The sequence below is a fragment of the Cryobacterium sp. TMT1-66-1 genome (assembly GCF_004403435.1).
Classification (GTDB): domain Bacteria; phylum Actinomycetota; class Actinomycetes; order Actinomycetales; family Microbacteriaceae; genus Cryobacterium; species Cryobacterium flavum.
On record NZ_SOGP01000008.1, the window covers coordinates 98,662 to 112,146 of the forward strand.

10 protein-coding genes and 1 pseudogene are annotated in these 13,485 nt (G+C 64.0%); 3 read left to right on the forward strand and 8 right to left on the reverse strand.

All coding sequences use genetic code 11. From position 1 onward, the window contains the following. Positions 1–9 precede the first annotated feature (9 nt). Together E3T29_RS05605 and E3T29_RS05610 are read left to right on the forward strand one after the other, a co-directional pair. Complete coding sequence (locus E3T29_RS05605) at positions 10–1,047, forward strand: DUF917 family protein (protein ID WP_134344591.1); 1,038 nt, start codon at positions 10–12, stop codon at positions 1,045–1,047. Then, complete coding sequence (locus tag E3T29_RS05610) at positions 1,044–2,555, forward strand: CdaR family transcriptional regulator (RefSeq protein WP_134344592.1); 1,512 nt, start codon at positions 1,044–1,046, stop codon at positions 2,553–2,555. Before E3T29_RS05605 ends, E3T29_RS05610 begins: the two co-directional genes overlap by 4 nt. A gap of 83 nt (positions 2,556–2,638) precedes the next feature. Here E3T29_RS05610 and E3T29_RS05615 read toward each other — a convergent pair whose 3' ends face one another. The 3 genes from E3T29_RS05615 to E3T29_RS05625 all read right to left on the reverse strand — a co-directional run bounded on the left by E3T29_RS05615 (position 2,639) and on the right by E3T29_RS05625 (position 4,605). After that, positions 2,639–3,868, reverse strand: a complete 1,230-nt coding sequence (locus E3T29_RS05615; RefSeq protein ID WP_134344593.1) for a hypothetical protein — start codon at positions 3,866–3,868, stop codon at positions 2,639–2,641. Between the two features lie 8 nt (positions 3,869–3,876). Further along, positions 3,877–4,143 carry a hypothetical protein gene (locus E3T29_RS05620; RefSeq protein WP_134344594.1) on the reverse strand — a complete coding sequence of 89 codons (267 nt, stop codon included), beginning with the start codon at positions 4,141–4,143 and terminating at the stop codon, positions 3,877–3,879. A gap of 75 nt (positions 4,144–4,218) precedes the next feature. Then, positions 4,219–4,605, reverse strand: a complete 387-nt coding sequence (locus E3T29_RS05625; protein ID WP_134344595.1) for a sulfate permease — start codon at positions 4,603–4,605, stop codon at positions 4,219–4,221. Between the two features lie 527 nt (positions 4,606–5,132). Here E3T29_RS05625 and E3T29_RS05630 point away from each other — a divergent pair. Then, entirely contained in the window at positions 5,133–6,152 is a 1,020-nt protein-coding gene (locus tag E3T29_RS05630; protein WP_134344596.1) for a hypothetical protein, read from the forward strand. Between the two features lie 100 nt (positions 6,153–6,252). Here E3T29_RS05630 and mobF read toward each other — a convergent pair whose 3' ends face one another. The 5 genes and pseudogenes from mobF to E3T29_RS05655 form a co-directional block, all read right to left on the reverse strand. Continuing rightward, positions 6,253–9,234: a MobF family relaxase gene (mobF, locus tag E3T29_RS05635; protein WP_134344597.1), complete on the reverse strand. Its 2,982-nt coding sequence runs from the start codon at positions 9,232–9,234 to the stop codon at positions 6,253–6,255. A 475-nt stretch (positions 9,235–9,709) separates the two neighbouring features. Continuing rightward, a pseudogene (locus tag E3T29_RS19950) lies at positions 9,710–9,979 on the reverse strand (integrase core domain-containing protein); the annotation flags it as partial. Positions 9,980–9,981: 2 nt separating this feature from the next. Further along, a complete protein-coding gene (locus E3T29_RS05645; RefSeq protein ID WP_134344598.1) occupies positions 9,982–10,947 on the reverse strand; it encodes an N-acetylglucosamine kinase in 966 nt (321 codons plus the stop codon). Continuing rightward, positions 10,944–12,134, reverse strand: coding sequence for an SIS domain-containing protein (locus E3T29_RS05650; protein WP_134344599.1), 1,191 nt, complete (start codon positions 12,132–12,134; stop codon positions 10,944–10,946). Before E3T29_RS05650 ends, E3T29_RS05645 begins: the two co-directional genes overlap by 4 nt. Next, the gene (locus E3T29_RS05655; RefSeq protein ID WP_134344600.1) at positions 12,127–13,476 is read right to left on the reverse strand and encodes a D-tagatose-bisphosphate aldolase, class II, non-catalytic subunit; all 1,350 of its coding nucleotides are present in this window, start codon (positions 13,474–13,476) and stop codon (positions 12,127–12,129) included. The genes E3T29_RS05650 and E3T29_RS05655 overlap by 8 nt, the downstream gene beginning before the upstream one ends. Positions 13,477–13,485: the final 9 nt, after the last annotated feature.

Here is a 13,485-nt window from a genome sequence, read left to right on the forward strand (position 1 = left end):
GCTTGGCGGATGGTGAGAATTCTCGAGCATGCGCAGTTGCCTGCGATTGCCCGCGGGTTCTCACTGCTCGGTTCGGGCGGCGGCGGAACCACGACGATCCTGGAACTAGCCCTGGCGGATACTTCGGCCTGGCCCATCACCCTCTATGACCTCGCCGATCTCGACCCGGCGCTGCCGTGTCTCGGCGCCGCGTTCGTAGGTTCGACGATGCTCCTCGGCGAGCGCCTGCCCGGTGAGGCCCCGTTTGCACCACTCATCGACGCAGCCGAACGCTGGTTCGGCGAACGCATACCCGTTGTTTGTTCGCTCGAGGGCGGCGGACTCAACGGCCTCACCTCACTGCTGTTCGCCAGTAAACACAGGGTGGTCGACGCCGACCTCACCGGCCGCGCGGTACCTGATCTCGACCAGATGTCACTTCTCGTGGACCATGTGCCGGGTATCTTCGCGACGTGCGACACCGGCGTGGGCGGGGTGTTGCTCGTGCAGACTGATCGCCCAATCGATCTTGAGCGAGTCATTCGCTCTGCCGTTATCCAAGCCGGTGGCGCCGGCGGCGCAGTTTTCGCGGGATTCACTGTCGGTGACCTCGCTGAGCATGCCATCCATGGCAGCATCGCCCGGGCCCTTCACCTCGGTACAGCGTTCGAAGCCGCTGCAGACGCGCCCCTATCAGAGCTGGCCGAGGTGCTCGGTGGTCGGGTGCTTGGGCAGGGTCGAATCATGGCGATCGACTTGGATGCCAACGATCCGCACGTGAGCGCGGTTCTGGTCGATGGAGAGGCTGGCGAGATACACCGCATCATCACCCGCTCCGAGTCACTCGCGTTCATTACCGACGGTCTCCTGCAAGCATCCACGCCGACCATCATCGTGGTGCTCGACGCGATCTCACGCGACATACTGCAGGTGACCGACCTCACTATCGCCCGAAATATCACCATCATTGGGCTGCCCGGGCCCGATTGGTGGTCCGGCTCCGCGGAGCGGATACGACACGTGGTGCCATCGGCCTACGGACTGGCTGAACTGGACGGTGGCATATGAAGGAACAACTGTGGCTGAGCGCCCTTCTCGCGCATCCTTCGAATGGCGGCCTCAGAATTGTCGCGGGCCCAGAGGACACGGAGCTGACCGATGTCGTCATCGAAGCGACCGAGTCCGAGCTGCCGGCAGACGGTGAGGGACTACTCGCCGTTCTGACGACACCGCCTCCGGGCACACCGTGGCAGCAGGATGCCCTGATCCGGCGACGGGCCGACCGTGGCTTTCGTGCCCTCGCCGTGCAGGAAGCCGACGGATTCGGTACCGGCACTCGCGCCCTCGCAGCGCGCCTCAACCTCACCCTACTTAACGTGGACAGGCCGATGATGCTCGCGAAGGCGTGCTGGCACCTGCTGGAGGCCCACGACGCCCTCACCCTCAGCTATGTACGCAAGGTCGCGCAATCCATCGAACACCATGTCGAGGCCCTGCCCGACCTCCTGCGACACCTGTCCTCGAGTGTGGGCCACGGTATCGCTCTGATCGATTCTGAGACGGTGCTGCTCGAGGCGGGCGGACACCTCGACCCGTCAGTGCACACTGCGATCGATTTCGCCCCCTGGCTGGACGTCACGCGCGTTGGTGGTGGCACCGCGGCATCCGTTCGCGTAGACAGTCCCAGTCGCGAGGGTCTACGCATCGCCTTCTTCGGTGATGGCCTCAGCGACCCTCAGCTCCGTGCCCTTGCTGTCGCCGCCGAGGTAGCCATGCCAGCCGTCGCGGCGCGCATCCTCATCGATGAAGTAGCAGCCCTGAGCGACACCTCGGTCTCGTCGGGCTTGCTTCGCGATTTTCTCGACCTCAGCGGAACCCCCGACCGCGATGTCGAGCGCCGCATGTTGGAACGCGGTTGGAGCACAACCGGCTATCACCTCGCGTTTCGCATCATCGGGCGGACCCGGCTCGACACTCTCCAGCTGCTGCGCTTCGTCACTCGAAACCTCGGCACAGTTGCTTCTCATGCACATGCCACCACGAGCGGCCGCGGTGTCAGCGGCTGGCATACTTTCACGGAAATGCCGACGCCGCAGCAGGTCGAGACCCACATCGCCGCACTCCGTGAATTGCACGTTGGTGCTCGTCGCCTGTTCAACGTTGCGACCGGTGTCGGCTCGATGGAAAACGGACCAAATGGTCTCGCAGCTTCGTTGAGCGAAGCAGCCGATGCCGCCCGCATTGCGGTCAACCGATCCGCGACGGGGTGGTTCGTGCGCGTGGATGGACTCGGGCTTGAACAGCTGCTCCTCGCCTGGACGCGCAACGACACATTCGTGCCCGCGGCAGAATCACTCCTCGCGCCGCTTCGGGAGAGCAGCGACGAACTGCTGTCCACGCTGTCGGCCTACCTTGACAACGAGTCCAGGATCGCCGCGACAGCCACGGCGCTGGGTCTCCATCGCAACACCGTATCGACTCGCGTTCAAAGGGTTCAGGAGTTGCTCGGTGTGGACATGGCAGACCCCGAGGCACGGCTGGCGCTCCATTTGGCGTGCCGCGCCGTGCGGACCTAACTTAACTTCAACGCGGCCAGTTCCTATTCCCCCTGAGACCGGGCCGGCAGGACCGTCGGTAGGCCAGAGCTGGCGTTGAACTGCTAACCCCCGGGCAGTCGGCGAATCCGATCTGCCGCCCGGTCTTGGCGGTCCTTGAAAAGCGCAGCAGACCGCAGTGAAGCGGCTCGGGCAGCACTCCGAAAATCCTCGATCGTGAGACTGCTCGTGCGCACGCGTTCAATTACCTCCTGCATCGACTGCTGCACGGCCAGCGACTCGACGGGCTCACGCGTTTTCCCCCTTCGGACCCTCGCCCGGTTCTCGATCTCCGCATCAATGGCGTACCGACTCCTATTGCGCTGGACCTGCACCACGACAGCCTTCACAAGCCCATCGAACTGCCGCTGCCGCTCCATGCGCCGAACCAGGGCCTGCGTGCTTCGCACGGCTGCGGCGACGTCGCGGCCGGTCAGCAGGTCGACCCGGCGCATCCGCTCTGCGACTATCTCGACGGCTCGGGCGTAGACGATGGTCTCCACCGGCACCGCTGGCAGCCCCATGCGCGCTCGGGCCTCTACGTGGGCCTCGGCGAACTCGTGCATGCGCGCGCCGTTCTTGAGCATGTGCTCGGTCAGCGATTCGGCGAACACGGTGAACTGCCGCAGATGCTCGGGCCGTGACGGGTTATTGAAATAGGCGTCGGCCTCGCGCTCGTTGGCCCGACGCTCAGCCGCAGTCGTCGCGTGCAGAAGCTTTGGCGGGAGCCCGGCCCGGCTCAGGCTGCGTTTGAGTCGTCGCGCTGCGGCATTGGCCTCCAGCTCGGACTGGTAGATCTCCGGATCACTGCGCCGGTTGCGCTGCAACTCGGCACGACGCTCCTTATTGCGGTCGGCCCACTGCCGGGTGATCTGCTTTGTGTGCTCGGGGGCCGCATCCCGTCTGGCCGCAGCCCGCGCCTTGACCTCGTCGCGGTGGTTCTCGTAGTAGCGGTTGTAGTACTCGCGCACCTTCTCGCGATTCTCCGCCACCCACCGCTGCTGATACTCACGCCGGCGCTCCGGATGCTCCAGCCGCCAGCGCTTCGCCCGATCCCTCCCCCGCGCCCGCACCTCCGCCTCACGATGTCGGCGCGCCGCGGCCCGACGCATCGAATCCCGATTGAGCTCCCGGGCCCGGTCGAGATGTTCCGACCGCCAGAGACGATTCAGCTCGCGGATCCGATCGCGATTGGCCGCCACATACTGGCGCCGCTTCTCCGCCTCGTCATCAGCAAACGGATGCTCCGCCAGCGACTTCTGCGCGCCGGCGGCTTCCTCAGATGGGTCGTTCATGATCGCGACTACTCGGCAGGCGGCGGAGCCAGCTCGATGACCAAAGCAAGCAGTTCAGAGCGATGCGCCGTCGGATTCGCGATCACACGTCCGACCGCGATTCGGAGCCGCTCGGCGTCCTCGTCCGCGATCCCGGCGACGGGATCCAGGCAGTAGGCGATGTCGTTCTGCAGGCTGGGACCGTCGCCGTCGACAGCGACCTCCGGATAGTAGAACAGCGCAGCCAAGGCGGTGCGGCTGAGCAGGTCGTCGAATTGCTCCTGCGGGATCGTCATAGTGAAGCCTCCTGCTGCGGCTCTGTGTGAGCCAATCATGCCGCTACCAGGAGGTACGCCGACGGCGCCCGGACGTCAGCCGCGCCTGGACACAAGCACCGGCTCAGCGAAGCGTTCGACACCTTCGGCGAGCAGCGCCTTCATCATGCGACGGCGCGCCACGGCCTCACGAACGCGCACCACGAGAAACTTCAGCACGCTGACGGGTCCGATCAGCACGAACTTGATCATGTTCCAGAGAAACACCAACACGAGCAGGTTCAGCCAGCCCGATCCACCGGCTTCGACCTGCGCTCGGCAATACTCCGCAGCAACCGCATACGGAACGGCGAGCAGCATCGCGGGGACGCCCCACTTCAGGCCGCGCCGTGTGTTGATCGCGTCAATCACTATGGCGGTCGGCATGAACCGACGCAAGAAAAAGTAGCTTCGGGCCGTGGCGGCCAGAATGAATTCGAACATGGCGCGACCTTTCAGATGTTCGGCAACAAGAACCTGAAAGGACTGAAAGTCATACCATCGCAACGAGCGACGGCGCGTTGTAGAGGTTGCCTACCAACACTTTAGAATCGGATTTCCCCGGGCGAAAGTGCCGCATACAAGATTCCAGAGCGACTGCTCCCACGCACAGGCCCGCACGCAGCCTGCCCACGGCAATCATGGGCTCCATGACGGGCGAGCGAACCTATTCGGCACTTTCGTGCGCCAAATACACAGTGCAGCGATTTTCTACTGGGCTCTGGTTTTGCCTATCGGTCGGTAACTCTTCATGTGAAGCGGGACAGCAAGCACTCGCCCACGATTGCCGGTCAGCCACGGATCTGTCGGCAGGGGTCTTCGTCAGGCCAGCAACCGAATCAGCTTCGATCCATGGCCTGTGTCCCAAGAAGCCAACCCCAAATCTGTTGCGATACAGATATATGGGTTGCGCGATGCCAACAGATTTAGTCGGCTAGCCTTGGTTCGTTCCAGACAACTAAGCTCTCGGAATGACCCTGCCAAGTGAGCGTGAATTTGATGACCTTGTCTGGCACTACACCTCGACCGCTGGACTCCGCGGCATTGTGACCAGCGATTCGATCTGGGCCACCTCCGCTGCCTTTATGAACGACGCAAATGAAATGAAGACTGGAGTAAACGCACTCAAGTCGACTTTTGCGCAAATGGAGGGCTCACTTTCGGAAGCGGATCGCGATTTGGTCTCTAAGAGCAGCCTCCTCCGTGGCTCAAGTGTTTTTGATTCGTATCTCGTCTCCGCATCGGCGCTTCCTGATCTCCTAACCCTCTGGCGGGGTTACGGGACCGGGCAGGTTGCATACGCGGTTGGACTCGATCGCGCCCGTCGTCTAGTGCCGCGCGAGCAAATACCGGGTGATGAGCACCCCTGTCCGCCGCCTGGCTATCGCGATGGAGAAGTTGAGGAGATCGACGATCGTCCTGTGCGCCTTTACGATTCAGATTCAGTTTTCGTTTTCGGTGGGGAATGGAAAGACGTTAAGTATGTCTCCACGACAGGTACCCCCGATCACGAAAGACAGATCCGCGATTTCATCGCCCAGCGGAAAGCTGCGATCGAGCGTGGCGCGTTCTTGATTGATGTCGGACCCAATGTGGACGGCCCGATAAATCACGAAAAGGACGACGGGTTCATCGATGAGCGAGAAGTGCGGGTCATCGTAGGACTCAACCCCGTCTGGAAATTTGTAAAGTTTCGCGAGGGACGGTTCGGGCTTATCCCGTATATCGAAATGGCTGCCGGTGCGGCTAACGCCGAATACGCTCTCAACGACACGCCCATGCGCCTCCCCATCGACCACATTAAGATTGGTCCGTCACCCGATCCGGAGTCCGCACTGCGCGCACTCCGGGCGTTCTTGGACAGTCATGGGTACGGTTCGACAGAAATTAGTGCCAGCTCGATCCCTTCCCGCCAGCCCTCGGCCCTCAACATGAACGCTCCCGAAGTTCTCAGCGTTTCCCTAGCGAAGCGACCGTCCGTACCCGTTTAATCAAACAGTCCATACTCGCTGCCCTTTTCACAATCCCGCCAAACTCGAGCGCGATCAGTCGGGGTACGTCGTGCAGCCAGAGTGACGAGATTACCTGAATCTAGAGGCGGATATCCAAGAGCGGTGACACTGAACTGACACTCGGACTGTCTGTGGGACACGAGCGTTCATGGGCCAAGCCCTGAGCGGTCCTGAGCGAGGTCCGAGCGCGCGCCGCATCCATTTTTTGCGCCTTCGACTCCGGTGCCGTATCTAGTGGCCGAGCACCGATGATGCCATACCGATCTCGGTAGGCGGCGACGGTGCGTCCGCTTTGGCGCCACGCGGCAGCAGCCGATGAACCACGCGGCGCGGAGCCGAGGGCTCGAGCCCACGGCTCCCCCGCGAGCAACGCCTGATCGAGCACAGCGACCGCCCGCGACTCGATCAGGTCGGCGCGCTCGACCAAGGCCTGGTGCATGGCAGCATCCATCGGCCCGATCGCCCGCGGAATGAGCCCGGCAACCAGACGCGGCGCACGGCGCGTGCGGCCTGCCCCGGTATCCCGCGATACAACCGCCGCGACCCTAGCGCGCAGCACGGCCGCAATGTCCTGCGCGTCCTCGAACCCGCGCGCCGCAACCACGCGCGGCAGCAGGTTCGCCACATCGACAAAGTGCGCCTCGGCCCGCCGTAGCTCCGCCGTCAACGGGCCGAAGGCATCCGAATTGATCACTTCGAAAGCCTGCGAAGGTGAGAGCCCGCTCCCTCGCACGAGAGAAACCCACCGATCATGCTGCGCGGCCACCGCAAGGGTCTCGTACTCCGCCGCGAGTTGGGCCACGGAACCCCAGGCGTCTTGCTCGGCCACCAGAGTCTCATGCGCGGACAGCTCGGCGCCGACGTGCTGCAAAATGCCACAGAGGATACTGCGCGCCGTCACGTCCACAGCGTCGCCCGGCCGCGGCCCGACGTGGGCGACATCGGGGCGGTCGACGGCGACGTAGGCGGTGTTCGCCTCGCGTCCCCGCGTCATCGCCACGTAGAGGTTCTCGCGCGGCATGCTCGGCGCCACGACCACGTGCGCGGTGTCGGTCGTGATTCCCTGCGCCCGGTGCGAGGTGACCGCATAGCCCAGCTCAACATGCTCGGCGACGTACGACGCGGGAAGCAGCACCGTGCTCCCCCACCGCCGTCCCTGCCGGCGCACCTCGACCGAACCGTTCCGGTGCATGCCGATCACGTTCCATCGGTCGCCGTTCCGCACCCAGCTGCGCGATGCATACAGCCGGCGGTCGTTCCGGCGGGTGATGACCGTGTCCCCGACGGCGGCGCGGGTTCCGTCGTGCAGCGCGACGTCGTGCAGCGCATCGACGCGACCCTCCAGAATCAGTTCGGTGCGTGCGCGCACGTTCAGCGCCGCGACGGCCTCGTTCGAGTCGCTGATCAGCACGGTCGACTTGCCCGAGCGGATGTCCGCCCGCCACGCCTCGTAGGCAGCATCCGCCATCGCCTCCGTGCTGCCGTCGCGCAGACGATCGTGCGCGCCGTACAGGTCGATCGAGTTCGGGTTGCCTTGGCGCAATCCGAGGGATGCGGTCTTCTCCCACTCGTGCACGAACCGGTGCACGTCGATGAGTTCGGGCGCATCGGCTCGATCGTGCACGAGCAGCGAGAACGCCCCGCCAGCATCGACCGACTGCAGCTGGGCATAATCACCGACCAGCAGCACCTTCGCGCCCGCAGCTACAGCCAGCGCGGTGACCCGATCCAGCGGCATCGTGCCGGCCAAGGATGCCTCGTCAATGATCACGAGCTGACCGGCCCGAAACGACGAACCCTGGTCAACATGGGTCTGCCACCACTTCGCCAGGTTCTCCGTCGCAATACCGAGATCTGTCGCTAGCACCGTCGCGGCAGCGGCCGAGGGAGCCAGCCCTACGACCGAGCCGGCACCGTGGGCTGCTTCCCAAGCCCACCGCAGCGCATTCATCGCCGTCGTCTTACCCGCGCCGGCCGGGCCCACCAAAACATCGATCACACGGCCCGACCCGGCAACCGACGCGAGTGCGGCGAGCTGGTCGTCGGCGAGCCGACCGCCACCTGGCAACCGCGAAATAGCCGCCGCCCCGAGCGCCACCCGGGGTGCGGTCACAAGCGCGGCCCGCTTGAGCAGCCGCGCCTCCGCATCCAGCAACTCAGCCGACGTGAACACGACGGAATGCTTCGGCCGAAACACCGACGTCCCATCATTCCGCTGAAACTCCAGAGGGCTCACCGCCAGCTCTGGCGGTGTGAGGCGCAGGGACACGCGCTGGGCAGCATCCACTATTAGCCCGATAACTGCTTCCCGATCGGAGGCCGACGCGAACCGGTACGGCATCGTTTGGCGCGCGGTCTCGGCGGTGAGATTCCAATGCCGCCAGGTGGCACGCTTCTGGCTGACGGCCGTCATCAGGCTCACCCCAAGAGCTTCCACAGCCTCGCGCGGCAGGTCCTCCGCCCGGAGCAACACCGGTGACGACCCGGCGACCGTCAACACTTCGTGGCCAAGCACGCGGGAAGCGCGTTCTCGCCAGGCCGCCGTGAGATCCGCGAGCGAGTGCACCTGCTTCGCTGGCCGCGTGGCGAGCGTGGCCTGCGCGCGCAGCTTCATGATCGTCACCGACGTCGGACGCCGCCCGTGACTGGTCACATATTTCTCGATCAACCGGTCCGTCTCGACATCGATGTGCCGGGGCCGCGTCGAGAACTCTGCCACGAGCGCCTCCGGCACGCCCATTAGAGCCCACGCCGGGTGGCGATCACGCCCCCGCTCCCGCCGCTGCCACTGCACGCCGAGGGATCGCGTGAGCTCGTCAGCGAACAGGGATTCGTGCAGTTCGGAGAGCGCCACCACGGCCTCGTGCATCGGCCGGCCGTCGAGCGAGCGCCACCTGCCATCTAGCACGGTCTGCACCTTGTTGCTGATCACGACGTGCGTGTGCAGGTGCGGGTCGCCGGCCCGGCTGTCGAAATGATCGAAGGCCGTTGCGATCAGGCCGGTCACATCGACCTGCGCCACCGCGCCGCCCTGCGCGGTCGTGCCGGTGCGCGTCGTCACTACGTCTTCCCGAGTCTATGGTGCGCGGCGACGCGAACTCGAAGCGTCGACAACCGCTGATTGTACCGGTGGGATTTGAACCCAAAGTCCGGACCAGTAAAAGCCTGGCGGAAGGTCAAAATGCCCGTAAAATCAACGATTTTGGGTCATCGTGAAGACTCGTCAATCACGTCGAATCTATTCAAGTGTGGGCAAAATGTGGGCAAGTGCTTCGCGGTCCTGACAGATAACACTCGTGATGTATCAGGACATCTCTGACGAATCTGCATCAGGACATCTCTGACAGTTACGGGATCGTGCGCGGTCCCCGGGGCCCGCGGGGGCGTCCGCTGCCAACGTATTTGGTTCCCGGGTCTGGCTAGCGGTGCTCGATGAGCAGGGTTCGGCTGACCTTACACTTGGCGCCGCGGGCGAAGACGATGCCGTTGCCTCGGATGCGCGTCATCCGCCGATCATCGTTGGCGGCCACGTGCGCGGCGGGGGACGGGGTGCGGCGCGGCGGTTCGACTGTCGGGGTCGCCTCCCACGACTGCTGTGGTGTGATTCGCCCGGCAACGCCTGATGTGGGCGCTGCGTGTTGTAAATCACATCGAACGCGTCGACTTGGTCCTGCAGCTGCTCGAGAGTCTGCGCGAGGGGTTGCTAGTCGAGGTCTCGGAACAGGGGTCTGATGGAAGCGTTCGTTCTTGCCCTGCATGGTCGGTTTATAGTGTTTTCCGGTCATCGGCTCCACCCCGAGAGAGGATGCTATTGGGAAGGAAGAACCGCGAGGGCCTTCTCCGAGAGCGGACTGCCGGCTCGCTTTGCCGCATAAAGTGCGGCACCCACGACGGGGCTGAACAGAGGCGGGCGCAGATCATAGTTCGGATTTAGCGAGGCCAATGCGTCTTCGAATCCCTGGCGGATGAACTCTGCGTTGAACATGCCGCCCGAGTACGACACCGGCACGACGTCATCCCCGCCAAATCCAAGCTCGACACGAGTGCTCTCGATGAGCGTGGCCAACTCGGCGCACGCCTCGGTCAGGATGCCGGCGGCAACGGTATCACCCTGCGACTCCGCTCCTACGACCGTCTTGGACAGGTCGGCGATGACGCTTCGCTGGCCCTGCCAGCGGTCGACCACGACATGTATCAAGTCGAGGTCGTTGTAGACGCCGACCCGCGACTTCATAGCGTCGTACAGCGGGCCGCGGGGGAGCCGGCCGTCACTCATCCGAGTGAACGCGTTCAAGCCACGGGTGGCTATCCAGTATGCCGAGCCTTCGTCGCCGAATATTTCGCCCCATCCGCCCGCTCGGTGGCCGCGACCGTCACGTTCTCCGTAGGTCATGGAGCCGGTTCCGCTAATGACATTGATTCCATCGATGGCGCCCAGTGACCCGGCCCAGCCACACACCATGTCGTTGTCGCAGGTATACCGCTCGTGGCCGAGAACGTTACGAGGAAGCGCGTTCAAGGTTTGGATGTCGGAGCTTGCCTCGCCGTAGCCAGGCAGACCGAAGAAGGCCTGACCGATATCCCTCGCCTTAGCGCCCGCAGCGCGGCACACTTGTCCGACACCGTCAGTGAGAACCTGTTCGACGAGCGCGATTCCTTCGGTGAAGTAGTAGCAACTCCGCGTTTGTGCCTCGGCCAGAATGCGTCCTGAGTCGTCGAGTAGCACGAAGGCGGTCTTGGAGCCGCCTCCGTCGACGCCTAGGAAAAGAGTCACAACTCGGTGCTCGCCACAGCAACTTCGCCCGCGGCAGGCAACAAAGAGTGGATGCTGACGCCCTGCACAACACGGTTGACGTCGCCTCCGGGAAAAGGGTTGTCTGCTGTCGTGCCGAGCTGCAGGGCGAACGACAAACCCAGGATCTGTGCCACGATGACGTATCCTACGGCAAGGTAAGCGTCGTTAAGTCCGGTCAGACCCTCAAGAACCCACGATTTGCCGTGTGATGAAGGCAGCGGCTCGGATGTGATCGCGATGACACTTTCCGGGTTCTGTGTTGAGCGAAGCTCGGCGATAATGTCGAGGTCATACTGGCAGGTGTAAGGGTCCGATGACACGTAGACGACCACGAGCGTGTTGTCGTCGAGGACGGCCTTGGGGCCGTGGCGAAAGCCCAAAGCGGAGTCGAAGTAGGTGACTACCTGCCCAGCGGTGAGCTCCAGGAGCTTCAGGGCCGATTCGCGAGCCAGCCCGGTCAGGGGGCCGCTGCCCAGATACACGATCCGGTCGTATCCGTTGGCAGCGAGCTGGCGAATTGCCTCCTGTCGGGACTGGAAAATTTGGGTCGCGGCGGCAGCGAGGGCGTTGACCGCGGAGTCATTTTCGCCCCCCAGGATGAGCAGGCAGGACAATAGCATCGACGTGAAGCTTGAGGTCATCGCGAACCCCTCGTCGTTGGCGCGCCCGGGCATCAGCACCGTCATGGACTTCTCGCGGCCCTCGTGCTCCCGGTAGAGGCTGCCCTCCCGGTCGCAGGTCAGCACCAGATGGCTGACGTCGGTGAGGCATTCGTCGGCCAGGCGGGTGGCGGCGATGCTTTCCGGACTGTTACCTGATCGAGCAAACGAGATGAGCAGCGTCGGCAGATCCTCAGAGAGATATTCCCGCGGGTTCGACACGATGGCCGTGGTCGCGAGGCCCTCGACGCGGCGGTCGAGAAGACGGGAGAGGGCCGGAGCTGCGATCTCCCCGGCAAAGGCGGATGTTCCAGCACCGGTCAGGAGAATGCGCAGATCAGGGCGGGCCAGCAGCGGAGCGAGAAAAGCATCCAGTTCCTGGCGCAGTGCCGCGATTGCGGATGCGGCCTCGCGCCAGACCTCGGGCTGCTGGATGATCTCGCGGACCGTGGCTTGAGATCCGGGGCCGGGAGTAAGGACGCGGGGTGAGGTGAGCGGACTAGTCATTGAGATTTTCCTCGGTGAGTGCGGTACGAGCGGTGGGTACGGTGTTGGACTTTTCGGGAAGAACGGGAAAGCACGCCCCTGAATAGGGCCGCAGTGCGTCGCGGACCTTATCCACAACGAGTTCCCGAGGATCGGGTGCCAGGACGCCAGCTCGCACGCGGGCGTACTGCTCTGGTAGGTACTGGCTGATCAGCGGGAGCGGAATCTGCAGGTTCGTCAGGTTCTCGTAAAGACGGCTCTCCGCAGCCTCGATCTCGGGGTCGGGCCAGTAGTAGCGCAGCCGATCGCTATAACTGAAGCGCCGGGCGATGCGCTGTTCGTCGGCGCTGCCCTCGTAGTAACCCTCCCAGTGGCCGGGGCAAGCGAGCATCCGGCGTTCGATGACGTTGATCAGGTCGGACCGGTCCATGGCGGACACTAGCTCGTCTTCGACCTTGACCAGGGCAAAGAGCGCTTCGCGCATCGCGAACGTCAGCCCCGGGCCCACCTTGAGAATCGCCCAATGGTCCTCGACGAGCTCCGTGAGCCGGCCGGCGAGCTGGTAGTCCGTGGAGTGTGCCTCGAAGACCAGGCCGGGCTCGTCGCCCAGCACGGTTCGGAGGTCGACCGTCGCCTCGCGGCGGTAATCGATGACCTGCAGGTGGTCGAATTCCACCCCGGGCTGCACGACCATCGCGATAATTCGAGGCCAGACGTCCTGAAGACCGAGTTCTGCGAACGCAGTGCCGTGTCGGACGAGCGTCGCGCGCGCGGCCTCCGGCGACGTCGCCGTCAGCTGATCGAGCGTCTCGTGGGCGCCACCCGGCACCGGCACCTCAGTCCCGATCACGTACAGAACCTGGCCCGGGATCCCTGCCCGCTGGGCGGAATCCTCAGCAACGCGCAGCAGCCGTGCCGTGCGGGTGGCGACCAGGTCGTCACCGACGGGCACGGCATCGCCCGCGCACGACATGCTGCAATCGAGGTGAATCTTTGTGTAGCCCGCCTCAACGTACGCCGCGACCAGGGTCTCAGCGTTCCTCATGGCTTCTTCGGCTGGCAGCTTCTGCCAACGGTTCGGTCCGAGGTGATCACCGCCGAGCACAAGTCGATCGCGTGGAAAGTCGAGTCGGTCCGCGATCGAGTAAACGAGTTCGCGGAAGTCGGACGGACGCAGCCCCGTGTAACCGCCGAATTGGTCGATCTGGTTGGACGTGGCTTCGATGAGGGCGTACGTGTCGTCGCTTGCTGCCTGGCGGATGGCGGCCTCAAGTACGGTCGGATGCGCAGAACAGACTGAGTAGATGCCGACTGCGTTGCCGCTCTTATGCTGACGGATCGTGTTCCACAGGTGATTTACCATCGTGCTCCT

What these genes read in the sequence shown, in the direction of transcription:
- E3T29_RS05605 (WP_134344591.1), top strand. Translation starts at nt 10, where the DNA reads ATGGTGAGAATTCTCGAGCATGCGCAGTTGCCTGCGATTGCCCGCGGG.
- E3T29_RS05610 (WP_134344592.1), top strand. Translation starts at nt 1,044, where the DNA reads ATGAAGGAACAACTGTGGCTGAGCGCCCTTCTCGCGCATCCTTCGAAT.
- E3T29_RS05615 (WP_134344593.1), bottom strand. Translation starts at nt 3,868, where the DNA reads ATGAACGACCCATCTGAGGAAGCCGCCGGCGCGCAGAAGTCGCTGGCG.
- E3T29_RS05620 (WP_134344594.1), bottom strand. Translation starts at nt 4,143, where the DNA reads ATGACGATCCCGCAGGAGCAATTCGACGACCTGCTCAGCCGCACCGCC.
- E3T29_RS05625 (WP_134344595.1), bottom strand. Translation starts at nt 4,605, where the DNA reads ATGTTCGAATTCATTCTGGCCGCCACGGCCCGAAGCTACTTTTTCTTG.
- E3T29_RS05630 (WP_134344596.1), top strand. Translation starts at nt 5,133, where the DNA reads ATGACCCTGCCAAGTGAGCGTGAATTTGATGACCTTGTCTGGCACTAC.
- E3T29_RS05650 (WP_134344599.1), bottom strand. Translation starts at nt 12,134, where the DNA reads ATGACTAGTCCGCTCACCTCACCCCGCGTCCTTACTCCCGGCCCCGGA.
- E3T29_RS05655 (WP_134344600.1), bottom strand. Translation starts at nt 13,476, where the DNA reads ATGGTAAATCACCTGTGGAACACGATCCGTCAGCATAAGAGCGGCAAC.